The sequence below is a fragment of the Halorhabdus tiamatea SARL4B genome, assembly GCF_000470655.1.
Classification (GTDB): domain Archaea; phylum Halobacteriota; class Halobacteria; order Halobacteriales; family Haloarculaceae; genus Halorhabdus; species Halorhabdus tiamatea.
This window is the reverse complement of record NC_021921.1, coordinates 965,634-992,333: the sequence shown is the minus strand read 5'-3', so window position 1 is coordinate 992,333 and position 26,700 is coordinate 965,634. Positions and strand designations below refer to the sequence as shown.

General features: G+C 50.6%; 24 protein-coding genes and 1 pseudogene. 13 read left to right on the top strand and 12 right to left on the bottom strand.

Features of this window, described 5'->3' with window-relative positions; translation table 11 throughout:
- Positions 1-33: 33 nt before the first annotated feature.
- On the top strand, positions 34-1,482 hold the full coding sequence (locus tag HTIA_RS05010) for an RNA-splicing ligase RtcB (RefSeq protein ID WP_008524240.1): 1,449 nt from the start codon (positions 34-36) through the stop codon (positions 1,480-1,482).
- 54 nt (positions 1,483-1,536) lie between these two features.
- On the opposite strand, the gene HTIA_RS05005 is transcribed toward HTIA_RS05010, so the two are convergent.
- Together HTIA_RS05005 and HTIA_RS05000 are read right to left on the bottom strand one after the other, a co-directional pair.
- Positions 1,537-2,097, bottom strand: a complete 561-nt coding sequence (locus HTIA_RS05005; protein WP_008524241.1) for a hypothetical protein — start codon at positions 2,095-2,097, stop codon at positions 1,537-1,539.
- A 15-nt stretch (positions 2,098-2,112) separates the two neighbouring features.
- Positions 2,113-2,736, bottom strand: coding sequence for an ArsR/SmtB family transcription factor (locus HTIA_RS05000; protein ID WP_008524242.1), 624 nt, complete (start codon positions 2,734-2,736; stop codon positions 2,113-2,115).
- 486 nt (positions 2,737-3,222) lie between these two features.
- Here HTIA_RS05000 and HTIA_RS04995 point away from each other — a divergent pair, with 486 nt between their 5' ends.
- Entirely contained in the window at positions 3,223-3,468 is a 246-nt protein-coding gene (locus tag HTIA_RS04995; RefSeq protein ID WP_008524243.1) for a DUF7557 family protein, read from the top strand.
- Positions 3,469-3,477: 9 nt separating this feature from the next.
- Complete coding sequence (locus HTIA_RS04990; protein WP_021029636.1) at positions 3,478-3,888, top strand: type II toxin-antitoxin system VapC family toxin; 411 nt, start codon at positions 3,478-3,480, stop codon at positions 3,886-3,888.
- Between the two features lie 55 nt (positions 3,889-3,943).
- Here the strand turns inward: HTIA_RS04990 and HTIA_RS04985 are convergent, their stop codons facing one another.
- The 5 genes from HTIA_RS04985 to HTIA_RS04965 form a co-directional block, all read right to left on the bottom strand.
- Positions 3,944-5,344, bottom strand: coding sequence for an RNA-guided endonuclease InsQ/TnpB family protein (locus tag HTIA_RS04985; RefSeq protein ID WP_008524245.1), 1,401 nt, complete (start codon positions 5,342-5,344; stop codon positions 3,944-3,946).
- 141 nt (positions 5,345-5,485) lie between these two features.
- Complete coding sequence (locus tag HTIA_RS04980; RefSeq protein ID WP_008524246.1) at positions 5,486-6,079, bottom strand: hypothetical protein; 594 nt, start codon at positions 6,077-6,079, stop codon at positions 5,486-5,488.
- Positions 6,076-6,690 carry a DUF7437 domain-containing protein gene (locus HTIA_RS04975; protein WP_008524247.1) on the bottom strand — a complete coding sequence of 205 codons (615 nt, stop codon included), beginning with the start codon at positions 6,688-6,690 and terminating at the stop codon, positions 6,076-6,078. The genes HTIA_RS04980 and HTIA_RS04975 overlap by 4 nt, the downstream gene beginning before the upstream one ends.
- Positions 6,691-6,899: 209 nt before the next feature.
- On the bottom strand, positions 6,900-7,223 hold the full coding sequence (locus HTIA_RS04970; RefSeq protein WP_008524248.1) for a DUF5615 family PIN-like protein: 324 nt from the start codon (positions 7,221-7,223) through the stop codon (positions 6,900-6,902).
- Between the two features lie 6 nt (positions 7,224-7,229).
- On the bottom strand, positions 7,230-7,529 hold the full coding sequence (locus HTIA_RS04965; protein WP_008524250.1) for a DUF433 domain-containing protein: 300 nt from the start codon (positions 7,527-7,529) through the stop codon (positions 7,230-7,232).
- Between the two features lie 82 nt (positions 7,530-7,611).
- Between HTIA_RS04965 and HTIA_RS04960 the strand changes: the two genes are divergently transcribed.
- The 6 genes from HTIA_RS04960 (at position 7,612) to HTIA_RS16245 (ending at position 16,509) form a co-directional block, all read left to right on the top strand.
- Positions 7,612-8,685, top strand: coding sequence for a glycosyltransferase family 4 protein (locus HTIA_RS04960; RefSeq protein ID WP_008524252.1), 1,074 nt, complete (start codon positions 7,612-7,614; stop codon positions 8,683-8,685).
- Between the two features lie 587 nt (positions 8,686-9,272).
- Positions 9,273-10,481 carry a Cdc6/Cdc18 family protein gene (locus HTIA_RS04955; protein ID WP_008524254.1) on the top strand — a complete coding sequence of 403 codons (1,209 nt, stop codon included), beginning with the start codon at positions 9,273-9,275 and terminating at the stop codon, positions 10,479-10,481.
- A 236-nt stretch (positions 10,482-10,717) separates the two neighbouring features.
- Positions 10,718-12,526 (top strand): ABC transporter ATP-binding protein, encoded by a 1,809-nt coding sequence (locus HTIA_RS04950; protein ID WP_008524256.1) that lies wholly within the window; start codon positions 10,718-10,720, stop codon positions 12,524-12,526.
- 74 nt (positions 12,527-12,600) lie between these two features.
- A complete protein-coding gene (locus HTIA_RS15725) occupies positions 12,601-14,241 on the top strand; it encodes a cytidylyltransferase domain-containing protein (RefSeq protein ID WP_008524258.1) in 1,641 nt (546 codons plus the stop codon).
- Positions 14,228-15,301: an N-acetylneuraminate synthase family protein gene (locus HTIA_RS15720; RefSeq protein ID WP_008524260.1), complete on the top strand. Its 1,074-nt coding sequence runs from the start codon at positions 14,228-14,230 to the stop codon at positions 15,299-15,301. The genes HTIA_RS15725 and HTIA_RS15720 overlap by 14 nt, the downstream gene beginning before the upstream one ends.
- Positions 15,302-15,507: 206 nt before the next feature.
- Positions 15,508-16,509, top strand: coding sequence for an alkaline phosphatase family protein (locus tag HTIA_RS16245; RefSeq protein WP_148290927.1), 1,002 nt, complete (start codon positions 15,508-15,510; stop codon positions 16,507-16,509).
- Between the two features lie 245 nt (positions 16,510-16,754).
- Here HTIA_RS16245 and HTIA_RS15715 read toward each other — a convergent pair whose 3' ends face one another.
- Entirely contained in the window at positions 16,755-17,564 is an 810-nt protein-coding gene (locus HTIA_RS15715) for an FkbM family methyltransferase (RefSeq protein ID WP_021029639.1), read from the bottom strand.
- A gap of 85 nt (positions 17,565-17,649) precedes the next feature.
- On the opposite strand from HTIA_RS15715, the gene HTIA_RS15710 reads away from it, so the two are divergent.
- A complete protein-coding gene (locus HTIA_RS15710; protein ID WP_008524263.1) occupies positions 17,650-18,480 on the top strand; it encodes a glycosyltransferase family 2 protein in 831 nt (276 codons plus the stop codon).
- A gap of 262 nt (positions 18,481-18,742) precedes the next feature.
- On the opposite strand, the gene HTIA_RS17100 is transcribed toward HTIA_RS15710, so the two are convergent.
- Together HTIA_RS17100 and HTIA_RS17095 are read right to left on the bottom strand one after the other, a co-directional pair.
- Entirely contained in the window at positions 18,743-19,315 is a 573-nt protein-coding gene (locus HTIA_RS17100; RefSeq protein WP_242401916.1) for an IS630 family transposase, read from the bottom strand.
- Positions 19,311-19,430: pseudogene (locus HTIA_RS17095) on the bottom strand (winged helix-turn-helix domain-containing protein); the annotation flags it as partial. The pseudogene HTIA_RS17095 and the gene HTIA_RS17100, both read right to left, overlap by 5 nt.
- Before the next feature lie 1,336 nt (positions 19,431-20,766).
- On the opposite strand from HTIA_RS17095, the gene HTIA_RS15700 reads away from it, so the two are divergent.
- Positions 20,767-21,159: an acyltransferase gene (locus tag HTIA_RS15700; RefSeq protein ID WP_198408535.1), complete on the top strand. Its 393-nt coding sequence runs from the start codon at positions 20,767-20,769 to the stop codon at positions 21,157-21,159.
- A 40-nt stretch (positions 21,160-21,199) separates the two neighbouring features.
- Here HTIA_RS15700 and HTIA_RS04935 read toward each other — a convergent pair whose 3' ends face one another.
- Positions 21,200-22,639 (bottom strand): sulfatase, encoded by a 1,440-nt coding sequence (locus HTIA_RS04935; protein ID WP_020936086.1) that lies wholly within the window; start codon positions 22,637-22,639, stop codon positions 21,200-21,202.
- Positions 22,640-22,717: 78 nt separating this feature from the next.
- Positions 22,718-24,127, bottom strand: coding sequence for a hypothetical protein (locus HTIA_RS04930; RefSeq protein WP_008524267.1), 1,410 nt, complete (start codon positions 24,125-24,127; stop codon positions 22,718-22,720).
- 510 nt (positions 24,128-24,637) lie between these two features.
- On the opposite strand from HTIA_RS04930, the gene HTIA_RS15695 reads away from it, so the two are divergent.
- A complete protein-coding gene (locus HTIA_RS15695) occupies positions 24,638-25,558 on the top strand; it encodes a glycosyltransferase family 2 protein (RefSeq protein WP_008524268.1) in 921 nt (306 codons plus the stop codon).
- A gap of 203 nt (positions 25,559-25,761) precedes the next feature.
- Positions 25,762-26,583, top strand: a complete 822-nt coding sequence (locus tag HTIA_RS04925) for an alkaline phosphatase family protein (RefSeq protein ID WP_008524269.1) — start codon at positions 25,762-25,764, stop codon at positions 26,581-26,583.
- Positions 26,584-26,700: the final 117 nt, after the last annotated feature.

The window sequence follows — 26,700 nt, the reverse complement described above, 5'->3', positions numbered from 1 at the left end:
AACACTCTCTCACCCACCAACGACGTGATATCCATGCCAATCGAAATCGCAGGCGAACACACGACTGCAACGTTTCTCGTCGACGAGGAGTCGCTCATCGAGGAGAACTGTCTCGAGCAGGTCCGGACGCTCGTCGATCACCCGGCGTTCACCGAGCCGATCCGGATGATGCCCGACGCCCACGTCGGTTCGGGCGCGCCGATCGGGTTCACCATGCCGCTGCCGGATCGCATCGTCCCCAACATCGTCGGCGTCGACGTCGGCTGCGGGATGGTCGCGACGAACCTCGGCGAGGACCTGCCACTCGACGGCCCGGAACGCGAGCGACGGGTGCGCGAGGCCGTGCCGATGGGACGGGCCGTCCACGACTACGACGACGCACCCCACCTCGTCAACGAGTTTCCGTTCGAGCGGGCGAACGACGTGTTCGAGCGCTTCGACGCCGCCTACCGCGAGCGCTTCGGTCGCCCGATCGACCCGATCGAGTTCGACTTCGACGGCTACGACGGGGAGTATTTCAAGGCCCTGTGTCGGCGCGTGCTCGCTGGCTCGCGCCAGGGCATGGGCTATGTGATCCGCGGCGCGGGCACGCTCGGCGGTGGGAACCACTTCGTCGAGTTCGCGAGGGCCCGGGATTCTGGCGAGTACTGGCTGGTCATCCACAGCGGCTCACGATACCTCGGGAAATCCGTCGCCGAGTACTGGCAGGCGAAGGCGACGCAATATCGCGAGGCCGACGCCATCCGGGCGGCGTTGCCCGAGGAGTACGCCGAGTATCTGAAGTTCGACCCCGAGACCGTCAGCGACGAAGACCTCTTCGCGTGGGTCACCGGCGGCAAGGGTGAATCGCACGTTCGCAAGGACGCGATCCGGTCGGATTTCGAGGGCGAGCAGGTTGAGGCGGTCTTTCGGTCAGTCTCTCGGCCGCAGGAAGCTCTCGAAGATCGCAACGAGGATCTCGACTGGCTCGAAGGTCGGGAGGCCCACGGCTACTACGTCGATATGCTGTTCGCCCAGCAGTACGCACGCTGGAACCGCGAGCTGATGAGCGACGCTATCTGTGCGGCGCTTGGGCTCGATCCCGTCGACCGGTTCCAGTCGATCCACAACTACGTCGACTTCCGCGATCTGACTATCCGGAAAGGCGCGACGCCGGCCCGGGCAGGTCAGCAACTCGTCATTCCGTTCAACATGGCCGAAGGCTCGCTACTGGCGCGTGGGAAAGGGAATCCGCGGTATCACTCAACGGCTCCCCATGGGGCCGGCCGGACGATGGGGCGTCGCGAGGCTCACGAGACGCTCTCTGTCGAGGACTTCGAGACGGCGATGACCGAAGTGTATTCGGAGTCAGTTGGCGAGTCGACGCTCGACGAAGCCCCGATGGCCTACAAGCCAGTGGGGTCGATCGTGGAGTCGATCGAACCCACAGCGGAGATCGTCGATCGGCTCGAGGTCGTTCATAATTTGAAGGCAACGGAATGATACAGTTATGCTGTCTTTGGATTCCGACGCACGCGGTCGATTTTCTCCGACCGGTTATCGATTACTCCACTTGAGCTGATCGACAGTGGGAAACTTCGTCTTCGCCGTCTGTGGTGGGTTATAGTACCGCGATTCGATATCGTAGTAGCCAAATTCGGGTGGGATCCGGGCACACGCTTCCGCAAGATTCTGGTCTGCTGTGTGAGTTATCACGCGGATTCGCGTGTTCTCCTCGAAGAGGCGAACTGCCAGCGCAACTATCGCGGCGTCCCGCCAGTTATTCATCTCCGGATACTTGCTTTGCTGATTCAGAAACTCGTCAGCGACAACACGTGCTTGTTCGACCGGACCGGTACTACTATCGAACTCGGCACGTCGATCGCCTGGAAGCGGTGTCGCTACCCGAAGCCACCCCGCTTCGATGGCTGGATCCAGGTATGGATTCGCTGGCGTGTCATTGTTTCCAGCATCAGTCAGCTCGTGGTAGACCGTTGCGGGAACCCAAATCTCGGTCTCAGCTTTCTGGACGGCAGACCGAAGTGCCTTGAGTCGTGGATTGGGATGCTTCCCTAAACTCCGGAATATCACCGTGTCCGCGATATTGGCAGTATACATCGATCACTACGAGATTCACTCGTCGTCGATTTCCGCAAGCAAATCGTCCGCCGCCGCATCGAAATCGCCCGGCGTGTACGTCATCGGGCTCGACTCGTCGTCACCGAGGGAGCGAATCGAATACAGGGCTTCAACGAGATCATACGCTGTTCCCGTAGAGAGGTCCGCGAGATCAGCGATCTGTCGAATCGTGACGTCGCCTGCGGCGTGGGCTTTCACGAGATCGTAGACGAGAGCGAACGTGGTGATTCCGTGCTCGTTAAGCACGCGCTCGATAGTCGGATATCCGTCCTCCTGTGCGATGACTTCGACCAGTTCCGGCGTGATCGTGACTTCTGTTTCTCGAACTGTTATCGACAGTTCGAATTCCTCAGCGGCGTACACAGCAGTGCCCCCGTCATCGTCGATTTGCCGAATCAAGCCCGCCCGCTCCAACTTATGCAGATAGTCATAGACTGTCTTCTTCGAGACATCCATCGTTTCGACGAGTTCTGGGCCAGATGCGGTTGATGAGCGCCGTATGGCAGTGTAAAGGGCAGCGAGATCAGCATTATCAAGTAATTCCGCGAACGTCGGAATGCCAGTAATCATTCCCGGCGTATCATCCGCGTTCCGGACGTGTTCGGTATCGTAGCTCATGTTGTATACGATTACGAAACTAGAAACCATAAACGTTTGCAAAGACGATCTTCCTTCCCTAGTTAAATATATGAATTGATGAGTTCTGCAACCATCGATTTTCAAACTAGGTAGCAAGGCGGATTCCCCGCCCTTCCGAAAACCGACGGTTTTCGGCTTTCGCAAATCTTCGATTTGCGTCAACACCGTGGGCGGGGAGGAAGCCGACACTGGCCGAACTGTCCATAATTCTTATCAAACTGGCATCCTTTCATTCTGTTAGTGGTCGGCGGCCCACAGTTGTCGTCGATCACGGGCCGCAGTCAACTGGCCCTCGAAGTCAGGGATGCCGACTCGTGAACACCGAACAAGACAGTTCGGCATGACGCGGTGAGTCCACTGACAAGCCACGGGCCACCGTGCCCGTGGCAGTTGACATCGAGTGTCTTTGCGAGGTGGCACGCCATCAGCAGTAGCTTTACCACCCTCGAATACATTGTATTCAACATGAGTAGCTCGATCAGGATCAGCGAGGAGACGAAACGGAAACTCGAAGCGGTAAAGCGATCCGACGAGACGTTCGACGAGTTGCTGGCACGCCTCGCAGTAGACCGGACTGAGGGAGACGTCGAGGCACTGGCCGGGTTCGCCGACGAGGGCATCGAAGAACACATGCGAGAGGCGCGTGCTGATCTCGCCGATTCGCTCGCCGAGCGTACCGACGGGATGCACACTGAGCTGGAGCAGTCCTGAGTGGTGTCGATGCTTTACCTCGACAACGACGTCCTCGCGAAGTTCGCGCGACCGAATCCGGATCCCGTCGTCGTCGAGTATCTACAGGGCCGGCATGCCGAGCCCTGGGGGATCTCGTCGCTCGTCGCCTACGAGTTTCTCAGTTTCTATCCACAGTCACAGCGGGGGGAGAAGCTTCGACAGCTCGAGCAAGATGTCCTCAACGAGATCTCGCCGATCGACACCCGGACGAGTCTGCAGGCGGCGACTCTCCGATCGTTGCTTGAAAACGCAGGGACGGCACTCGATACGGGAGATCTTTTCGTCGCGGCGACAGTACGTCGGCACGGTGGGACGCTCGCAACGGCCAATGCGAACGATTTCGACAAGCAACCGATTCACGAGCTACTCGACGTCGAAATCGTGCCGACGGACGCTTGACTTCCTCCCCGCGCTGAAGCACGAGGATTCCTCCGTGGGTAATCCAGTCAGTCGATTACCCCGGCTGTGAACTTGCGGGTTCGCTGACGCTGGGTTGGTCAAGCGACCACGACTGTTCCCCAAACTTGGCGGGTATCCACTCGTGGTCGTTCCACTGCCAGTACGCCCCATCCGTAGGTGCGTCCCTACCGCGTTCAGCAGACAGGGCAGCAGGCCGAGCCATCGGCCCAACTTCAGACTGCAAGATATTCCATGCCCCCACAACATCCGCGTGCGCCTCTAAGTCGCACGCGTCACACCGGAACGAATCACCGCTCCGAGTGACCGCACCACTCCCACACATCGGACACTCACTGCTCGAATCGTATTCACCAGTCTCCATCACGGTGATGCCAACATCACCAAGCGTGAGTGTGATCCGTTCAACGAGTTGGCGGTGCGACCAGAACGCGTGCGTCTTCTCATTCACATCCGCAGACCAGTGCGTCTCCAGTACGTCAGTTAAGTCACCGACGTACACCGTGTCAACGTTCTGTTTGAGGAGCCACTCAGCGGCGTGTTTCACCGCTGCATCGCGGCTATGATCACGCTGCCGTGACCGCTGATCGGACACGCGTTGAATCCGACCACTCGTGTACTGCTCTTCGGGGAGTTTGGATTGGAGGGCTGCGATTCGCTCCGAGTGGTCCTGGAACCGTTCGAACTCGGGCCGGGCGTGGTATACGGCAGTGTTACCGGTTTCCGTGACGACCGCCAGTGTATTGTTTGCGCCAACATCGATTGCGGCTGACTGCGTCGTGTTCTCGTCGTTGAGTGTGTGAGTGAAGGCATCCTGCCGCTGTTCTTGCACGTCGTCTGACTGAATGCGGACAGGGTGCTGGACACGAAGCTGGTCAGCGTGCTCATCGTAGATGAGTTCCAATCGACTGTCGTCGCCACGCCACTGCGGATTGCCTCGGACTTCGAGGGTGATGCGTTCGTTGTGGTCGAAATCGTAGCGATCTTCGAGTACGTCACCGACGCCGAATTCGACTGTACTCTTGTCCTCATCCCAATCGAACGTGTAGAGGTCGTTCCGGACGAGACCGTGCAACTCGTAGCCGTCGTCGCGATTCCCCCAATACCCGGGTGGTGACGGTTTCTCCGTCACAGTCTGATTCGACTCGTCACGGTACAGTGAGAGCAATTCGAAGTGGCTCCGCCAGGCTTCGCTGTTTTTCCGTGCAAGTTGCTGGCACGTTGCTTTCCCGAGCAGGGGAGCGTACTTCTCGTATAGGTCGGTGTACTCAGCGTCCCACACGTCACCATCGTCGTCGAAGTACTGTTGACGGCGACGGTAGGTGATCTGGTTCCAGAGCGGGGCGTGTGCGGCCAGCCAGTCAAACAGGCACTCCCGATACCGGTCAGTGACCGGGTCGGCAGTGTACGTATTCGTTCGCCGTGGCCGGTCGCTCACATCCAATTATTCAAAGTCAGATATTATAAACATTAGGATTACAGAAGGCCACAGTCACGCAGAAAGTGATATATCATTTCGGCTTCATTCCCGCCCTGAAGGGCGAGGCTTTCGCCTCGAATCTTCCGTAAGCCAACCACTCTACCACGTGAATTTCTCTCCCATCGTGATACGGTCTTGGACCGACTGAGGCGGGTAGTATCGACATTTGATCTCGTAGTAGCCATAGTGGGGAACCACGACGCGGACAGCTTTCGACAGTGCACGGTCCGTCGTGTGGACGATAATCCGGATACGCTCGTTCTGTTCGAACAGACGTACGGCGAGACCGACCAGTGCTGTATCGTCCCACTGGTTGACTGTTTTCGGATGATTCGTTAGATTGGCGATGACCTGGTGTGCGTCATGCCGTGATCGTTCTACTGGAGCGGTCACGTCCTCGTAGTCGTCGGTTCGCGCACCGGGAAGTGGCTCAGCAACCGTTATCCACCCCCCACGAATTGCGTCGTCAACGTAGTCGCTGCCAGCAGGAAACTCATCTGTCTCGCTGGATCCCCCGAGTTCTTCGTAGATCGTTGCTGGAAGATGGAGTATCGTGTCTGCAGTCACGGCGGCGTCTTTGAGTGCGTCGTAGTGTGCGTTCGGTGGTTTGCCGATCGCACGAAAGACGCCCGTATCGACCAGGTTGGCCGTGTACCGAGACCGTTGATTGGGCTTTCGTCCGCCGCTTGTCATCGTTCGAGCAGCGCATCACGTTCGTCGTCACTGAGGTCTGTAGCGTGGTCGGTCGTCGGTTCGTCTCCGATATCGAGAATCCGGCCGACGTGTTCGAGCATATCGTAGGCACTGCCCCGGGAGACGTCAAGGATATCCGCGATCATCCGGGTCGTCACCTCACCGGCAGCATGTTCGTAGGCAAGGTCGATGAACGCCGCGAGCGTCCCCAGGCCATACTGCTCGAGGAAGCCTTCGATCTCGGGTAGCGAGTGTTGGTGGGAGAGGACCTCGACCACGTCCGGTGTGATCTCGACGACCATCCCATCAACTTCGAGTGTCACCGTGAACTCGTGGGCCGTGTAACTCTTCGCGGAACCATCGGTCTCGACTTCACTCAACAGGCCGGCGCGCTGAAGGGCGGCAACGTACTCGTAGACGGTCGATTTCGTCAACTCGACGTGGTCCTGTAGTTCGGGGACTGTCGAGATGGTGTCGCGTGCTGCGGTATACAGGGCTGCCATCTGTGGCTTCTCCAGCATGTCAACGACTGGGCCCAGCTCCGTGATCTGTCCGGCTCCGCTGGTCGTGGTGTCGGTGGGCACGTACGCGTTTTCTTGGTCGGTTCCCATCGTCTGTTTGGAGTTTGGATACTGGAAACGATAAACGTTCTGGCTGGGCTTTTCCGGCGGTGTCAACTTCGGTGTTGTTCCGTAGAAGGTGACATGGCGTCTACCTCGGGATCGGCCAGCACCAGGCGGTGGCGTTGCTCGGTCACGTCCGATTGGACGACGAGGTGCGCTCTTGGCTACTCACTGACGCCGACTCTCTTGGACAACGATCACAATCCAGTGAGCCAAATCGGCTCCGTCTCTGCAGGATCGAACGGGAGGGCGGCCAGACGTGCGACTGCGGCCCGCACATCCCCACCTGACATGTCCTGGGGTGCGACGAGGATTGGGACTGTCGCGTCTCGCTCGCTGAAGTCGGAGACGTCCGTCGATAGGATGGCATACCCTTCTGATTCGGCATATTCAGTGATCGCAGCGTCGGACGCCTCTGGCCCTAGCTGCGTGATATCGCGGCTGTAGACGACCGTATGTCCGTCCCCACGAAGTGCGGAGACGTACTCGTCGGGGACGTTGGTATCGGCGAGAATCTGCATCGGTACTCAATCAGCCTGTTCAATGGATTCGGCCCCGTTCGAAACAAGGGTCTGGATTCGACGCTCACCTTCCTGACGTGCCGCCTCGTAGGCGTGCTCCCGATCCGCGAGTTCCTCGCGATGCTCGTAGTAGTACGCTAGTGCGGTAAACAACGCTGTCATCGATATTTCGTACTCACCGGCGACGACGTGTGGGTCCTCGTCCTGATCGATAACGCGTCGCTTACAATCCAAGACCGTGATTCGCGTCCCCGCTATCCGTGGGGACCCATCGCGGATCTCGTCGTCGCGAACGATCGTCGTCATACCAACAGTTTGGTCCCAGCATCGTATAAAGGTGCGGCGTACGAACCGGTATGTTCTTTCTGCCGGGTATGGATGTCCACGTATGCGTATCCTGCGTGTCGCCCAGAAAGTCTACCCCGAGGTTCCCGGCGGCGGGACCTACCACGTCCACGCGATGAGTCGCGACCAGGCCGCGATGGGCCACGACGTCACGCTGGCGACCGTCCGTCACGACGACTCGCTTCCCCACGTCGAGGAGCGTGCAGGGTACACGGTGGTGCGCTACGATCCTGCGCTTTCCGCGCTAGGGAACGACATCAGTCCCGGGCTGGCACGGTATCTCTTCTCGGCGGATAATTTCGACGTAGTGCATGCGCACTCACATCTGTACTTCTCGACGAACTTGGCCGCACTACGGCGTCGATTGGGGGACGTGCCGCTGGCGCTGACGAACCACGGCCTGTATTCCCAGAGTGCTCCCGAGTGGGTGTTCGACCTGTACCTGCGGAGCGTGGGTCGGTGGACGTTTGAGCAAGCTGACGTGGTGTTCTGTTACACTGACGAGGATCGCGATCGGGTTCGAGAGTTCGGCGTGGACTCGCGGATCGAAGTCGTGTCGAACGGTGTGGATACAGAGCGATTTACGCCCGAAGGGGATGGGAGTGACCGGATCGATCACGATGGGCCGGTGGTGTTGTTCGTCGGGCGGTTGGTCGAGGGGAAGCGACCCCAGGACGCGGTGCGGGCGGTGTCGCGGCTGCCTGACGAGCTGGACGGGAAACTGTACATGGTCGGCGACGGGCCGATGCGGTCGGACTTAGAGGAGATGGCTGGCGATGAGGTGACGTTCTTGGGGCAAGTGCCTTACGAGGAGATGCCGCAAGTGTATCGGTCCGGGGACGTGCTCGTGTTGCCGAGTCGAGCCGAGGGGTTGCCACGGACCGTGCTGGAGGCGATGGCTTCCGGGTTGCCGGTTGTGGTGAGTAATCTGGAGCAGGTCGCGCCTGTGGTAGAGGGTGCTGGAGTGACAGTTTCGGTCGGGGATGTTGGTGGGTTTGTTTCGGGGTTGGAGTCGATGCTTGGGGGTGAGTATGAGGATCCACGTTCTGTTGTTGCGGGCTCGTTCGACTGGACGGAAACGGTTGCAAGGACGACTGAGGTTCTGGAAGGGTTGTGATCTGCGTCAGTCTTGGTTCAACGATGAAAGCCCTCGGGCCGCTCGCGGCCTGCTACTCGCTGCGCTCCTCGCTCACATTGTTCGCTGTGGTGCTTGCGTCGTTTCGACTCGCGAGCGCCCCTCGCCCTTTCAGTCCGCCAGGAATGGACTGGTTAGGCCACAGAAACACATTTTCGAAATGTTTCTCCGGACACCTCCCTGTCAATGACCGATAGTATCCTAAATCCTGTTGTATATTCTGGCAGTTGTAGCTATACCACGATAGCGCTGAGACACCCCTCATAACGAGTGTATCTTCGCGATTTAGCCATTCGAATGAGTGTAGACACACCTCGCAACGAGTGTATTGGCGAGGACACGTTCCGACGTGAACCGTGTTAAGAATTCATCTGAGAAGCCTTCTTGAATTTGCTGCTAATTGGATTTTGAGTGCTGCGTGTTTCACTCGGTGTTTGGTGTGAATTCTGAGGAAAATAGATATAAAATAGCCTTTGAAAAGCTGCTTCCACGGTTGTTTAGACTATAATATTTTCTTCACTCGTTGTATAGTCGGTGGTTTTATAATATAGTAGATCCCACATATTCACATGTTCGACTCCGGGGAGACGGATGGGATCTTCGAAACGGGAAGTGTCTTTGCGAACCGGGAACTCTTGCGCGTGGGTCATGTCCCCGATCTCGAACGTGTCGTCGGCCGTGACGAGGAGATCAATGCGATCGGGGCCGCGCTCGGTCCAGCCACGGTTGGTGGGCCACCGGAGACAACGATCATCTATGGGAAGACGGGCACAGGAAAATCACTCGTTGCGCGGTGTGTGACTCGGGAAGCTCACGAGGAGGCAAAAACAAACGACGTCTCTTTGGCATACGCCTACGTCGATTGTTCAGACTATCAAACAGAGGCGAAAGCCAGTCGCGAGATGGCCCGGGAACTGGTCTCCAGGCTTGATACGGAGACGGACGTTCCCAGGGTCGGGATCGCCGCATCTGACTATCGCGATATCGTGTGGGAACTTCTCAACGAGTTTCAGGTGGCTGTCTTTGTGGTTATTCTCGATGAAATCGACAAACTAGACGACGATGAACTGCTGCGAAGCCTCTCACGTGCCCGCGAGAGTGGCAAAGTGGATGCGCACGTTGGAGCGATCTGCATCAGTAACAAGATTGAGTACCGAGAGCGACTCAACGAGCGAATCGACTCGAGTCTTCAGGACAACGAACTCATTTTCGATCCGTACGACGCTGGACAACTCCGTGCGATTTTGGAGCATCGTACCGACGCGTTTGCGGATGACGTGCTTGATGGCGACGTCATCCCGAAGGTTGCTGCCCTCGCCGCGAAAGAGCACGGGGATGCACGGAAGGCCGTGGATACGCTGTACGAGGCGGGTCGGCTCGCCGAGAAGCAGGGATTGGACACGGTGTCGGTCGAGCACGTCGATGACGCCGTCCAACAGGCCGAGATTAATCGCTTCCAGAAACTTGTGAGTGGGACGACGCCACACGTCAAACACATCTTGCACGCACTGGCGCTGTTGACTGCCAATAATCCTGAACAAGAGGCGTTTCGCACACACCGAATATACGATCTGTATACGCGAATTGTAGAGCGTGAGGATGCGACACCGCTCTCCGAAGATCGTGTGTACCGTCTACTCAAGGAGCAGGCATTCCTAGGTGTGACGGAATCCAACCACACTGGTGGTGGCCAGGGTGAAGGGAGTTATCTAGAGCACCGACTACTGCGCGATCCTGATATCGTGGTGAAAGCCCTTGAAAACTCTGAGCCAAGCTGAGAGTGCATTCGGTGCGGGGTGTGTGAGTATCGGCAATTGAGTGGATCTCGTAGTGCGATCGAGATCTCGACCTTGGGGTACCGTCGTGGGCAGTGTAACACCACTACAGCGCGGTATTGCCCGGACAAACCCCTTCAGGACTTGTTCGAGCGTTCAGGTGATTTCTGGCCTTGGGATTTTGTCGTCTGTCGTTGGATCAACGAATATATACTCCGAGGCGGAGAATCCATTACTCAATGAGCGACACTGAAAACATCGGTCGGCGCGAGCAACTCCGGGCCCTGATCCGGGTTGCCAAATACCGGCCTCGTCTCATTGTGGCGATCATCTTTGGTGGAGTCTTCGCGGCACTACTGGAAGGCGTTGGCCTTGGTTTTATCCTTCCCATTGTCGAGATCGTGCAATCGTCGGGTGATCCGGCCCAACAGGCTGACGGCATCATGCTGGCGTTTGTGCGGGTTTACAAGTTCCTGGGGATTCCGTTTACGCTGGGGTTCGTCGTTGTCGGGGTAAGTGCCGTGCTAACCGCGCGGTGGACGTTAACTTTCTTCGTGCGGTGGATGCAGAGTGCGCTGTCGATTGATTATACTCGATATCTTCAACGGGAGTCGTTCGATCATGCACTGGATGCACGAATCGAGTACTTCGATCAGGAGGGATCTGACGATATCCTGAACGCTATTGTCACACAGTCTGAATACGCGGGGCGGACGATTCGGTTCGTGATCAATTTCATCGAACAGGGGTTCCTGACGCTGATGTATCTCTTGCTGGCGTTGGTCATCGCACCGTTTCTCACGCTCTTTGCAGTAATAATCCTCGGTGGGTTTGCTGTGTTGTTCCGGTTCATTATTGAGTCGGGATACGACCTCGGTGACGAGGTCGCAGATGCGAACGAGGAGGTCCAACAGGCTGCCCAGGCCGGGACACAGGGGATCCGTGATACCAAGTTGTTCGGACTGAAAAGCGAACTCTTCGATGACTTTCTCGATGCGGTGAATCAGTATGCCAGTTCGAGTATCAGGATGCGACGCAACGAGCAGGCGATCCAGAACTTCTACAATCTATTGACCGCGATCTCAGTGTTCGTGCTGATTTACGTCGCGCTCACGTTCGCAAATCTCTCGCTCGGGGCGCTCGGTGTGTTTCTGTTCGCGATGTTCCGACTTGGGCCGAAAGCAAGCGGGTTGAACTCGAAATTCTACAGGATTGAGAACAATCTGCCTCACCTCGTTCGAACGCAGCAGTTTATCGACGAACTTGCGCGGAATACCGAACCAACAGACGAATCAGAGGCGGTTCCTGACGAGGTCCAGACGGTCGAGTTTGACGACGCGCGGTTCTCTTACGAGGGGCAGGAAGATGATGCAATCTCTGGAGTATCCTTCGAGTTCGAAAAAGGAGAGTTCATTGGGTTCGTCGGCCAATCTGGAGCCGGCAAATCAACGATCGTCTCATTGTTGGTTCGGATGTATGAACCTGATTCCGGAGTAATTCGGGCGAACGGTCGGTCGATCCACGAGATGGATATCAACGAGTGGCGCTCGCGGATTGCCGTCGTGCGGCAGGATCCGTTCATCTTCAATGACACTCTGCGGTATAACCTGACGATCGGCAATCGGAATGTCTCTGAGGAAGAGTTGGATCGTGTAGTTCGGATCGCTAAAGTAGACGAGTTCTTCGATGACCTGCCAGAGGGATACGAGACGCAACTTGGCGATGATGGCGTCCGACTGTCGGGTGGACAGCGCCAGCGAGTGGCACTTGCTCGGGCGCTGTTGAAAGACGCCGACGTACTGGTGCTAGACGAGGCGACAAGCGATCTTGACTCTAATCTGGAGAAAAAAGTCCAGCAGTCCATCGAAAACATGGAGCGCGACTACGCGATGATCGGGATCGCTCATCGGCTCTCAACGGTGAAGAACACCAACCGCATTTACTCGGTGGATGAAGGCAAGATTGTCGAGACTGGGGAACACGAGGAGTTAATCGACCAAGGCGGGCAGTATGCGGAGCTGTATGCGATTCAGTCGCGGAGTGGGTGAGGAGATCTGAGGACAAGAGGACAACTCTTTAATCACTCCCAACAAAGTGCGACCGAGATGTCGATGTGACCGTTATGACCGGGAAAATTGTATCAATAATACCTGCAAGAAAGGGGTCTAAAGGGATCCCAAGGAAAAATTTGCGCCAGCTGGGTAACCTCCCATTAGTTGCTCATGTAATTGAAACAAGCAAAAAATCTGATATAGTCGATCATGTGGCTCTAACTACGGACAGTTCTGAAATAGCACAAATTGGACGGCAGTACGGTGTAGACTCCATTATTGATCGGCCCAAAGATCTGGCGACCGATGATGTCCCGCTCGCACCTGTTACTAAACATGCGCTTGATGAAGTCAATAATGACTTCCGGTATGTGCTTAGTTTTCAACCGACAGTACCACTCATATCTGTCGAGTCGATCGACGAAGGCCTTAATACTGGCTTAAATCGCGATTCCAAGAGTGTGGTATTTGTTAAAGACAGCACCCACAACTATTGGAAAGAGGCTCCTAGTGGTTATAAACCTGTTTCAGAGGGGCGAAAAAATAGACAGCTAATGGATTCTATTTATGAAGAGGTTGGCGTGTTTTTGTCCCACTGCGATCTAATAGAAGATGGACTTCGCATAGGCGAAGACCCCCATCTCTATCAGGTCTCTCGAGATAAGGGAATAGATATTGATACATATTCGGATTGGTTACTAGCTGAAAGTCAACTCCAGCGGAAACAGGTCATTTATAGAGTAATTGGAAATGAAAGCGCAGGAACGGGCCATGTCTATCGGGGAATCACAATCGCGGACCACTTATTTGCACACGACATTTTATTCGCGGTCGAATCAAAGGACAGTCTCGCAATTGAAATGCTGAATGAAAGTAATTACGATTATCGTATTTTTAATGATGAAACCTCGTTCATAGAGTATATTCAGTCGGAATCTCCAGATATAGTCGTAAATGATATCTTAGATACTTCTGCAGAATATATAAAAGATATTCAAAAATATGCTACCCGCGTTGTTAACTTCGAGGATCTGGGTACCGGGAGTAATTATGCTGATGCCGTAATCAATGCACTATATGAACACTCAAATCCACTAGAGAACCGCTTCTTCGGCTTCGAATATTTTTGTTTGCGGAATGAATTTCGGTATGCGACACCACATTCGGAAATTCCCACTGTGGAACGAATTATGATTTCATTTGGGGGGGGCGATGAAAATAATCTCACTGCAAAAACGCTTCGTGCCTTATCTAATCTGGATCATAAAGTGCATTTAGATGTGGTGCTAGGACTAGGGTATTCTAAGCGGGAGACACTCGACCCAATTATTTCACAATTCCCTTCTGATATTCAAGTTGATGTAAGTCAAAATATTGACTCTATGGCTGAGCATATGGAACAAGCAGACTTATTAGTCACATCTAATGGCCGCACGTTATATGAGGCAGGGTCGCTAAATCTTCCTGTGATATCGATTGCACAGAACGACAGGGAGCAAAAACATCCATATGCACACATTTCACGGGGTGTTCTCTCTCTAGGTCTGGCAGACTATGTGACCGAAGAGAATATTCGGACCGCGATCAAAGACTATATTGATGATAGATCGACACGTCAAACAATGCGCAATGCGCTCGAGAATCACAACATATCGAAGGGAGTAGAGCGAATCAAACAAATATTGTTTGAAAATAACTATGGAAATAAATAGCAGAAATATCGACAGTCGCGAACAGCCATATTTAATCGCAGAAATCGGAGTCAATTATTTCGATATTGCAGAAAAAGAAGAGATACCTCCTCTTGAAGCTGCAAAGAAGATGGTTTCCAAAGCTGCCACAGCTGGTGCTGATGCCGTAAAGTTCCAGTCGTATTCAGCGGACCAACTTGCTTCGAAACAGTCGCCCGCATACTGGGATACAAGTGAAGAGTCAGCAAAGAATCAATACGAACTATTCTCTCAATACGATGATTTTGGCGCGGATGAATTTGAAGAGATCTCGAAATGGACGACGGATAACCACGAGATTGACTTCCTCTCAACACCATTTGATTTCCACGCCGTAGATTACCTCGAAGAACTTGTCCCTGCATATAAAATTGCTAGCGCTGATATCACCAATCATCCCCTGCTCCGCTATGTGGCAAACAAGGGGAAGCCAATACTCTTATCTACTGGGGCAAGTACTGTCGGCGAAATCGACAATGCAGTTCGCGTGATTGAAGAAGAAGCACCAGACATAGAGTTGTGTTTACTCCACTGTGTTCTTCAGTACCCTACAGAACAAGATAACGCCAATCTCGGGATGATCGAGCATCTTCATCGATTGTATCCTGAATATACAGTTGGATACTCAGATCATGTTCCTCCAGATGATTCAATGATAACACTTTTGAATTCTGTTGTGAAGGGAGCTAAGGTTATCGAAAAGCATTTCACACTCGACAAATCCTTGGAAGGGAACGACCACTATCATGCAATGGATCCCAAGGATATTCAAACGTTCCGTCGGAACATTAATCGGCTGAATGCCACTACTGGGATCTCTAGAAAAGCACCCATTGACGCGGAGGTGGAAAGCCGTAAACATGCCCGGCGAAGTCTTGTTGCAGCTCGCACAATAGAAGAGGGCGAAGAGATCTCTCAAAATGACTTGGCGATTAAACGTCCTGGAACCGGGATTTCTCCAACTATGTTAAATATCATACTTGGACAGACTGCAGCGCAAACAATTGAAGCCGATGAGATAATAACATGGGAAAGCTTATGAATATATCATACTATGTTTGTTGTAGTGTACATGCATGAAAGGGGATGGAGCCATTAGATAATACGAGTTTGCCAATATGAAAGTGGACATATGGTTTTTGACACTATTGGCGAACCAAATGACTGAATGCATCCTCTGGATACTTCCATTAAAATAGATTGTCAAGAATGATTTCAGATAGATATAATCTAAAAAATCTGCTAGGCGTGGTAAGTAATCCAATTAAATTGCTGACTGAACTCAGGAACTTAAAAACTCTAACTGAACTCAAATTCAATAACTACGTAACAAAAAATCACTTTGAAAAAAAATACGGCTCCGGGATTAATATCATGCAGAAAGATTGGGACAATTTAATAATATTAGACGCTTGTCGCTATGATATATTTAAAAAACATAATATATTTTCGGGCGAATTGAGCCGAGTCGTCTCCCCAGGAGGACACAGTAAAGAATTTTATGAAAAAGGTTTTCCTAATTCTCCCTATCACGATAGTGTTATGGTCACCGCAAATCCTTACACATCGGTTGTTGCTCAAGACTATTTTCATGATATTGTGACAACGTACACGGGTGAGAGAATCATTGAATCAAACTCACGTGTAGAGTCAGTAAGTAATAACGGGAAAGTGATCGAGGCAGGGCACGTTAATAATGTTCATCCCAAGCGTGTAAATGAAATATCTATTGATCAATATGAAAAAAATCCCAACAAACGACTTATTATTCACTATCTCCAACCTCATGATCCGTATTTTGGCACTAAAGCTAAAGAACTTCGAAATAAATTCAGAAAACAGGGCTTTGAGTTTTCCTACTGGACAGATCACTCATCTATTGAAGACGATAAAAATGTAGTGAATGGTCTGATGACGTTAGCTACTAGAGGATATATATCAGATGACGTATTAAAGGAAGTGTATGAAGAAAATTTAAAATTTGTTTTAGAATATGTGGCAGATATTGTAGATGAACTCTCGGGTAAAACTGTAATCACCTCTGATCATGGTGAATTACTTGGTGAAAAAGTGGCCGGCAAACAATTTTTTCATTACGAAGGTATATATAGTTCTGAATTAAGACACGTTCCCTGGCTGTCGATTGAGGGTGACAAACGTCGACAAATAACTAAAGAAGGCCCCCAAAGCCATGATAAAATAGACGATAAAGCTGTGGATGAGCATCTCCAGATGCTGGGCTACAAATAAAGGGCCGCGTTTAACGGTAGTGTTCAGATAAGCTGGTTCCATGCGAACGCGAATAGTTTGAGCCAGTCGTCGTCGGTCTCTGCAGCGGCGTAACTGTTAAAACTCTCAGAAGGTGACATTTTCTGTCTGACTTTGGTTAGTACAGGTGAGATCGTCTTGATGCGTGCAGTCTACAGCATCAAGCAAGCAGTGACTCAGTGAAACAAAAACCCGCTTGGCGGTTTACCAAAGCCGAATACTTCAATTTATTCAGGCTGCTTTCTTTTAAACACATAAACATTCCCGCTACAATCTTCATTATGATATCCTGCCTTGCAGAGATCGTTTCTCAAGTTTTTCTGTTGACTATCTGATCCATGAATTTCAATTATTAATGTTGAGAAATTTTCAGTAATATACTGAATCTCGTCCTCATCGTAAACCATTTTAAATTCAGCGCCCTCAATATCACATATCAGAGAGTATTCGTCATATTGTAGGTCCTCCGATAGATCCTCAAGTGAAATTGTCGGAACTTTCTGTATCCCAGGATTCTGTGTGGGATTTGTTTCTGTAGAGCTTGCGACAAAATCATTTGACAGCATGAGATCCACCTCATTAGTATCTGGCGAGTATGCTGCGTGTATAATCGACAGATTTGAATTATTTAATTTTGCCGTAGTATGAATCATTGGGATTAGGTCTTCGTTTGCTTCAACGACAGTTGGCTGATGATCTGGCGATATATGCTTGTCGATAAATACAGATATAAACCCCAATCCGCCTCCTAACTCTACTACTGGTTGATCTTCTGGCAAATGTTGTCTTATAAGCTTTGCCTCCTGATGTTCATACCTTTTCTGTGCAAATCTAGACAAGCCATGCCGAGCAATCGGGCTTTTAATATATATATCCACTCCTTTATATGTAATATATCCTGGGTATATAGATCGAGTATATAGATATATTGATTTTCCCATAACGACTGGATTTGGTATATAATTCGATCCCTTTTTTAGGACTGACTTCAACCCATTTGTACGATAGTCGTTTATCGCCTTGCTGATTATATTCATCTTGGATGGAGTTAACAACACTGTCTGAGGGTAATTATCGGTTTGTACCGGCCTTCTTATTACGGACGACGACTTTCTCTACTATATGTCCGTCGCTCTTGGGACAAAGGTATTCAGCCGAGATGATGACCTGAGGAATTTATTGAAGTCTGTAGAAGCACATCCGATTGATCGAGTTATTGTTGCGGACGATGGAAAAATGACTAGTAATAAAAAATCTATTTACTCTTCAGATTGGAGTTTTGAATTAACTATAATTGATTTAGAATTTGATGCAGGGCTTGGAAAAGGGCGGAATGAAATTGTGAATGAATTAAAAGAAGACTATTTATTTATTGTAGATACTGATCATGTTCTTCCTCCTGATATAATGGACTTAATTAAAATATTACGAGTTCAAGAAGAGCTTGGGGGGATTGGTGGGCTGATTTTTGAACCAGATCACGGGCGAATATATGATGGCTGTCGGGATTTTGACGAATCAAACGGTGGTGATATACTAAAATTCATCACTCCTAAAAAAGAAGTCGAGTTCATCCATGGTTTATCATTTATTCCTTGGGATTTCATTCCAAACGCAGCCGTATTTCGGCGTGAAGCAGTTATGGACTACTCATGGGATGAAGAATATGTTATCGGTTGGGAACATGCTGACTTCTATATTGGCCATTGGAAACAGACCAACTGGGAATTTGGGATTTGTCCTGACGTTCTGATTCGCCACTATCCGGGGGGTGATAATTACTATACCAGTAATCGTAATTCCAACTCAAAGAATCAAGATTCGTTCGAATACTTCCTTAATAAGTGGGGATATACTGATGTGAACTATGTGAATACCGGTTGGGTAGATACTGTAGATAATGAGTCAATAAAGAAAAAAATCAAAAATCGGATTAGAAATATGGGATTTTAGGGTTTGGAAAATGTAGCGGAGGTGACTTTGAAATTTATATATTTATTCTGTAACTCCAATCAGACATATTTAAAAGTACACTATAGTTATCATTAAAGAGATTGAAAGAATTATCACGCCGAAGAGTTTGCCAAAATACTCGACATGTTCTCGATCACATCACATGAATTGGTATAATTTAATAATTTTTATCTTTTCCGGACTCGAAGGCCGTGGGTGCTGTTCGTATGCGGGTGACAAATAACTATAGTAGACGTTAGAATTAATTTCTCACTATTGGGGTCGAAAGTTGTTCGAGAGCTTCATCGATCGTGGTCGTTAACTCAGTGAGGGCATTAAAGAAACGGTTACTAAGCGCGTTTTGTAGCTGTCTCCAGCATTCTTCGACTGGATTCAGTACCGGTGAATACGCTGGGAACATCACGAAAGCGAGGTCGTCACGGGCCGCCAGGTCCGTGACGGCCGACGTCTGGAAATCCGGCGCTCCATCTAGCACGACGATCAAGTCATCTTCGAATTCTCCACAAAATACGAGAATGAAATGTTTCGCGTGTTCGGCGGTGACGCACTCGGTGAATCGGGAGAAAATGTGTTCACCGTCTTCGGTAATCGCGCCCAGCAGACACGTCCAGTCGCGTTGTCCGGACAATTCGACGGAGGGCCGCGTGTCGCGCGGAAACCACGCGGCACGCGGCTCGACTTGGACCGATTTCTTTGTTTGATCGATGCAGACTACTGTGGTGTCCATCTCCGCTCGCTTTTTTTTTGAGCTCGTCGTGAAATGCTTCTGTGTCGGATTCTTCGGCTTCGACGGTTGAACGGCGCGGTTTTTGATAACTCAATGCAGCTTCTTTCAACAACCGTCGGCAACTCGGATAGGAGTACTCGACGCCGTAGGTTTCTTCGAGATACTGCTGGACGAGCGCCGGCGTCCACGCCGGCGCGTCGATCCCGACTTCCTCGGGAGGTTCGTGAACGATTTGTTCGAACTCTTCTTGACGTAATTCTGAGAATTTCCGGTTCTCCCAGATCGGTGAGCATCAGACACAGCTTGCTCAAGCGGTTCGTCCGTATCAAGTCGCATAAGCCAGCTATAGATCGTTCTTCGACCAGTGTCGTGCCACTCGACAAGTTCGGTCTACGTCACACCGTTCGTGTACGCAATCGTCGCTAATAACCTTTGTGTCGGCTTGTTTCCGTCAACATTGTCAAGAGCATCTTGGAGTTCTTCGACAGAGATCTCGTTGAGGTGGTCAATTGTGTACAGCAACAATCTTTGGGCAGATAATTCTAACAATAACTAAATTTTACACTTATTGATCATACTATAAATAACTATTGCGTGAATCCTACAAAATTCACCAAATATGCAACTGTGTAACTTCTGATCGACAACCATAGTCAAGAGTCGCTACTCGCTGTATCGACGGATTTCGGGCATACGAACTGCTGTATGACGTCGACACCTTCGACCGGAACTACGTAGTTGATCACGACAGTGAATATGCTGATAGAGACATTCACATCAATATCCGCGAAAGTCACGCATCGGTGCTGCGACCGTGGCTCGCACACCGGTCGGGGTTTCTTAAAGGTCAGACTGACGTCATATCTCAACGTCTTTTATCTTGGCAAAGAATCCACAAAAATCTAGTGATGAGGATTCTAATTTATAATCAATTCTACATTTCGAAACCAACAATCAACTTTGAGGAACGTTGTGCATCAATTCAGTAGCTTACCCTTTGAGACGCTTGATAGATAGCTCGATGGCAGATGTATTCTGTGACATCCTTTTAATGCCAGAGACCAATTTTGGTTAGTTTCTCGTCATATTTACGAAATCTGTTGTTCAAAACACCTAAGTATGGCGTAAATATGGTCGCGATCCCTACGAGGAGCTCAGGCGAGTCGCTCGAAACAACAGATAATATCACATGTTCAGGCAATCTCGCTGTTACATCCTTGGGATGACACGTACAGCGGATATATTACTTGCCCAGGTGGCGGGTTGAGCTGGTGCAGGCATTGAATATAGCTGTAATCGCGGTTATACAAACATAGGTCAATTGCGTGTCTTATATATTTAATAAGCCTCTCTTGAGCAGTATGACCGGTCTTTTGTGGAAGGGCATGCAACATCTTCGAACCAACGGCATTGTCTTGACTGCAATAACAGCAACACTTTATATCAAGCATCGACTCGAACCACGATATTACACTCAGCGGGTGGCAGCGACAGCAGACTCTGTCGGAACTGATCTCAAAGTAAATGGGCCGAGCCGGGTGACAGAACAGACGTCACTTGGTAATAACGTTAACTTCAACGGACTCCGTATCAGAGGTGGAGGAGAGGTAACGATTGGGGATAACTTCCACTCCGGTCCTGGCTGTCTGATTCTAACACGAAATCATAAGTATGATGATGGAAATGCGATTCCATACGATGATACCTACGTCTACCAGAGCGTAAAGATTCAAGATAACGTCTGGCTTGGTGCACGTGTAACAATTATCCCCGGAGTCACAATTGAGGAGGGTGCTATCATACAGGCTGGTTCAACGGTAACACAAGACATTCCTAAAGGTGCTATCGCTGGCGGTCATCCTGCGGAGATCTTCGATTACCGGGATATGGATCATTATGAACACCTCAAAGAAGTGGGGATGTTTCATTAAGCTCTCGACGCAGTTTCAACCGGATAATCAGGTCTCAAACTCACATATATCCCATGTCTTGAAGGTGCTGTTCCGTCTGCTCAGAAAGATCAGCTTCTTCCGGATCTACTTTAAACGATTGTCCTTCTGCTGCCATCCAGTCGTCTGCGAATGAGTCCAACTCTTCCAGAACATCCGGATATTCGTCGGACACGTCTGTCGTCTCGTCTTGGAGTTCATAAAGTCGCGTCCATTCATCTGTCCGAACAAGTTTGTGCTCCGTGGTCCGGAACGACGAAACCATCGACTTGGGAAGGTGTGAGAGATCGACATCCGCATTATACTGTCGGATCCGTTCGTAGTTCGCTGTATCGCCGTTCTCAACCGTCCCTCGTAGATCTTGACTAATCGCTATGTCCCGAGATTCGTCCCGAATATCGTATCCCTGGAACTGTGTCGTGTCCGCTCCGACAGCAGCGAGCAGCGTCTGCATTACGTCAATATGCTGTGTTGGTTGCTCAGAGTGATCGATGACTCCCTCAAGCCCGTGGGTAACTAACGGGATGTGAATGACTCCATCGTGAAGCACCATATGATGCCCGAGAAGACCATATTCTCCGAAGAGATCTCCGTGATCTGCTGTAATGACAACTATCGTATCGTCAAGTTGCTCCTGCACAAAATTAAAGAGGTTACCAACCATTGCATCGGTGTACCTAATCGTCGCGTCGTACATCGCATACAGGATTTCCCATTCCTTTTCTGATAACGGCAGGTCATTTGCAATCCATTTGTAGAGGTCCTCGTGCATTCGTTCCGCGAAGGCAACTGCTTCGTCAGCGCTTACATCTATGTCCTCGAGATATTCGTCACGATACGCGAGTGGAGGGATGTATGGATGATGTGGATCGTTATAGTGAACGTAGGCGAAAATTGGGCAGTCCTGCACGGATGCATTGCGGAGCTTTCGTTTCGTGATATCCGTAGTAAAAAACGAATTTTGATCTCCGTGGGCTCCCACATCAACTGACAGTCCTGGTCCATGTTTGCGTGTCTGCAAAGAATATTTAAGGAAGCTCAATGCTTGTTGGTAGGAGATAAAGTCACTCAGGCTAGAAGGAGACGACTTCACGAAGTCATCGAACCGTTTGTCGAACTCTTTAGCAACGCCTGCGTAGCCGTTTTCGGAGACCCCGACGGTATGATATCCAATATCAGATAGCAACTCCGGTGCCGTCACCATTTCCGGAGGAAGCACATTTCCGGATTTCGTCCCAATCATTTGATGACGAGACGGATATAGCCCAGTCAACATCGACGGTACCGACACTGGGGTTCTCGTACTATGTGCGATGCCGTGATCGAAGTTAACCCCTCTTTCATCTTCTGCGATCCGAGAGAGGTGGGGTGTCGTATCTCTCTCGTAACCGTGGAGTGATGCATGGTCTGCACGGACACTATCAAGCGTGATCCAGAGAATATTTGGACGCGAATTACTCATACTTCTCCTATCTTGCTCACTTGCTAAACCCGTTTTCCTTCACTAGAAGGTTCGCAGGATGCTCGGCCTATCGCACCATCATTGCTTGTACAGTGTTGCATTTTCCGTTAGCTCACTCAGAGTTCTGCATGTATTCTCAGTCGAATTAGGTTCAAAGTAGTATTCTCGATTAAACATACTCTTAATAGATCCAAGAGACGCTGCTAAATCCTCTGAAGACGAAATCAGTTGTGCAGATCCTTCAACCACAAGTGGCTGAAGCACTTCTGATCCGGGACAATCATACACGAACGTCTCCAGTTCGAACGCAAGTCCTTCGTAGACTGCTGTCGAACCAACCCCTACCTGTGCGCTTGATTCGGCGAACAAGTTGTACAGTGGCGGCTCTGAGCTATCGATAACTTCGAGCTCCGCGTCAACTAGCCACGGATACTCGCCTTGCCACCGGTCGTACTCCCCGGGGTGCAGTTTATATACAATATCATAGTCAATCTCGGAATATTGTTGAACGTTTATCGCGAATTTTGAGAGCTGTTCTCCGATCGTTCCTTGGGAGATGAACAGTAGCTGTTGTTTCGTCTCAACGTTATCGTACTTCTTGATCGATTCCTCAAGGTACGGATATCCGACAGGGATTACTCTCTCGTCTGGAATCGGGAATTCAACATCGTCTTTCCAGAATTCTCCCCAGGTCAGCAAGTAATCGGGGAACGTCGTTTTCGTCCGCTCTCCTGAGAATGTGTAGCCAAAATGCTCCGGATAGATGACACCGTGTTGCAATTCAACAACTGGAATTCCCTTCTGTTTGCACGCCTCAATAAACGTCTCTTTCCCATAGCTGACGACGACAACAGCAATCTCCGGATTGACACGGTCAAGGAGTCGTTTGTAGAGCGGGAGCCGGCATTTCCGGTTTTGTAGAAGACGCTGTACTCGAGATTTAATATCGGCACCTACATCGAATTGGCGTTGGATATCGTCTTCGAGTCCTCTAAGACATGATAACTCGTCGGTATCGAGATCAACATTACAAAGACCCAGCTTTCGTAGAATCGTCCCGTTGTATTCTACGAGCTCAAGATAGCGTAGCGACTCTGTCTTTGCGGGTGATCGGTGATCAAGGAGATACGGTTTCTCGAAATGAACACTATCGAGCGAACAGTATTCGTGCAATGGGTCACAATAGATATCCCACCAGCAGCCGTCGGTTTCTTTCTTTCGTCGTGGGTGGCCAACGACCAGTACGTCGCTTGACGGGGCCAAATAGGGGTTCTTCGATACAAGATTCCGAAGCCAGAGTTTTGCCCCCTGGAGATTGTCCTTCGTGTCTAAATCAATCGAAGTATGTGCTTGCCCGGTCCCAAATTGTTGTTCGATGTCTCGGAAGACACTGTATCGGATCCTCTCCCAGATGGGTACATTTTCGATTTCGATTTCGAAGGTTGCATGTTCGCTTTCAAATTCTCGAAACCGTTCGACAAGACTCATTGGGTGAAGGGAATGCGCGCGTTGACAAAAGCCCCGTTGGTATCCGATAGCGTGAACCTGACGATCTGCGCGTCCCGATCGTTCAACTTGAGGTTCTCTCATAGTCGCGTTGCGATTTTCGGTTCCGGTTCGAAGGCGATGATAGCCTTCAGTCCGAGTTTCGACGCTGCAAAGCACGCATTTGTGCCAATATTGAACTGATATCATAAAACGCGTCGTCGGGTTCGAGCGACTGCAGCAGGTCCTCAATGTTCGGTCGCTTACCCACGAGGTCTTTATCGTATGTATTCGTCGAATGTCTCTGTGTGGAATGATACGGTCTAGTCGGCGTTTGAGTGTCTGCGTGTCGCCCGCAGACGAAACACGAGCTTCCAGTAGGGGCTCCGAGAGATACTTATTGAAGCTTAGTTGTCGGACGATGCGTGTTGGTGGTCCATATATAACAGAATCACTCCTTCTTAATCTTCTTCGGCACAGATATATGCAATTGCTACTACTATCCAGAAAAGAATGCCCACAGTAAGTATTGTCATTCCCACTTACAACCGTGCCTCTGTGTTACCACGGGCAGTAAGGAGTGTCCTTGACCAGACGTTCGACGACTGCGAGGTGATCATTGTTGATGATGGATCAACTGACGAGACCCCCGAGATTGTTGATTCTTTCTCTGAGGACCGAATTCGTTATCTCCGATTCTCAGAGAACCAGGGAGCAAACGCTGCTCGGAATGCTGGTGTCGAAGTCGCAAAGGGGGATTATATCGCTTTTCTAGATGCAGACGACGAATGGCGTCCGGCAAAACTCGAACGTCAAGTTGAGGTATTTGAGCAGGCTCCTAAATCAGTCGGACTCGTTTACACGGGTATTGTCCATAATGATTCAAACGGCAACATCACTGGACGCTCTATTCCTGAACACAGCGGCGACGTGTTGGCACGTTTGATGAGGGGGAACTTCATTGGAACGTTCTCATCAGTAATGGTTCGTTCACAGGTAATGAATGATATCTCATTGAACGAAGAATTACCTAGTTGGCAAGACTGGTATTTCTATCTTGACGTGGCCGAAGAGTGGTCTGTGGAGTCAGTTTCGAAACCACTCGTAGTGAAGTACTTTGATATCGACAATCGCATTAGCAAAAATTATAAAGAAAAGCGAGAGATCTCATATCCGATACTATATGAGAAATTAGTCGAACTCAATTCTGAAGTTGGAGTGATAAAAGGTAGACAAACTCTGGCATCTTTAGATTTCCGGATCGGATATAATGCACTAACGAATGGCTATTATTCTCAGGCAAGGATTTCACTTGTACGCTCGCTCATCAAATACCCGATACAGACTCGCGGATGGCTCTATTTTGTTGCAGCGCTCGGTGGCAGGTTTACATACGAACCTCTCCGGAATCTTAAGCGCCATCTTTCACTGTAGCGGAATCTGACTAACAAACATACAGAACCAGAAGAAATAGAGAGATTAATCAGATTGGACATCGATCCCTGGGATACTTAGCAATGGATACGATCAGTCGGATTGGACGAGCCTTTCAGAATCCTCGACTCTTCGCGCGAGGGTTCAATCGTCTTTTCCATCGACGATCAGGATTTCGTTCAGAAAACACGGCAGGAATCGATGTGTTTGACGAAGACTGGGATACCCTCGTCGTTCTCGACGCCTGTCGGTACGATATGTTCGAATCGGCTAGCCAACTCGAAGGGACTCTCTCCTCTCGTATCTCGAAAGGCTCCTCAACCGTAGAATGGCTGCAGGCCAACTTCGACGGACGAGATCTCCGCGATACGGTCTACGTGACGGCCAACCCCCAACTCGAAGAGAACCGCGATCGATGGGACATCCAGCTCCACGAGATGATCAACGTTTGGCTCGACGAGGGTTGGGACGACGAAACGGGCACTGTCCGTGCCGAAACGATGACCGAAGCCGCACTGGAAGCGGCTGAGAAGTTCCCACACAAGCGCCTCGTCGTCCATTATATGCAACCACATTACCCATTTGTCCTTGCAGAGACGGACTTCGACAAGGAGCATCTTCAGCAGATCGACGGCAAGGGCGACGGGCCATCCAAGGAAAACGTGTGGAATCAGAAGTTTAAACGCGAACTCGATGTCTCAGGTGAAGAACTCTGGTCAATATACACGGATAATCTCGAATACGTGCTTGAACACGTTGAAGAATTGCTTGACAACATTTCAGGGAAGTCCGTCGTTACGGCGGATCATGGGAACTACGTTGGAGAACGGGCATCGCCGATTCCGATCCGAGAGTGGGGTCATCCACGCGGGCTGTACGATGATCCTGTTGTTCGTGTACCGTGGTTTGTGTATCTGAGTGGAGATCGACGAGAAATCACTAAGGAATCCAGAAGTTCTGATATGGACAAGATTCAAGCCTCTGTTGTCTCAAACAGGCTAGAAAGCCTTGGCTATGTTGAATAACAATTAGACGGTGGTGCAGAAGTCTTCACACCCCCTGAGCTATCCGATCTCGGTTTTTGAGTGAGACAAGATTTCGCTCTGCTATGAGCCATTATTGCCCTCCGAACGTCGGTCCGG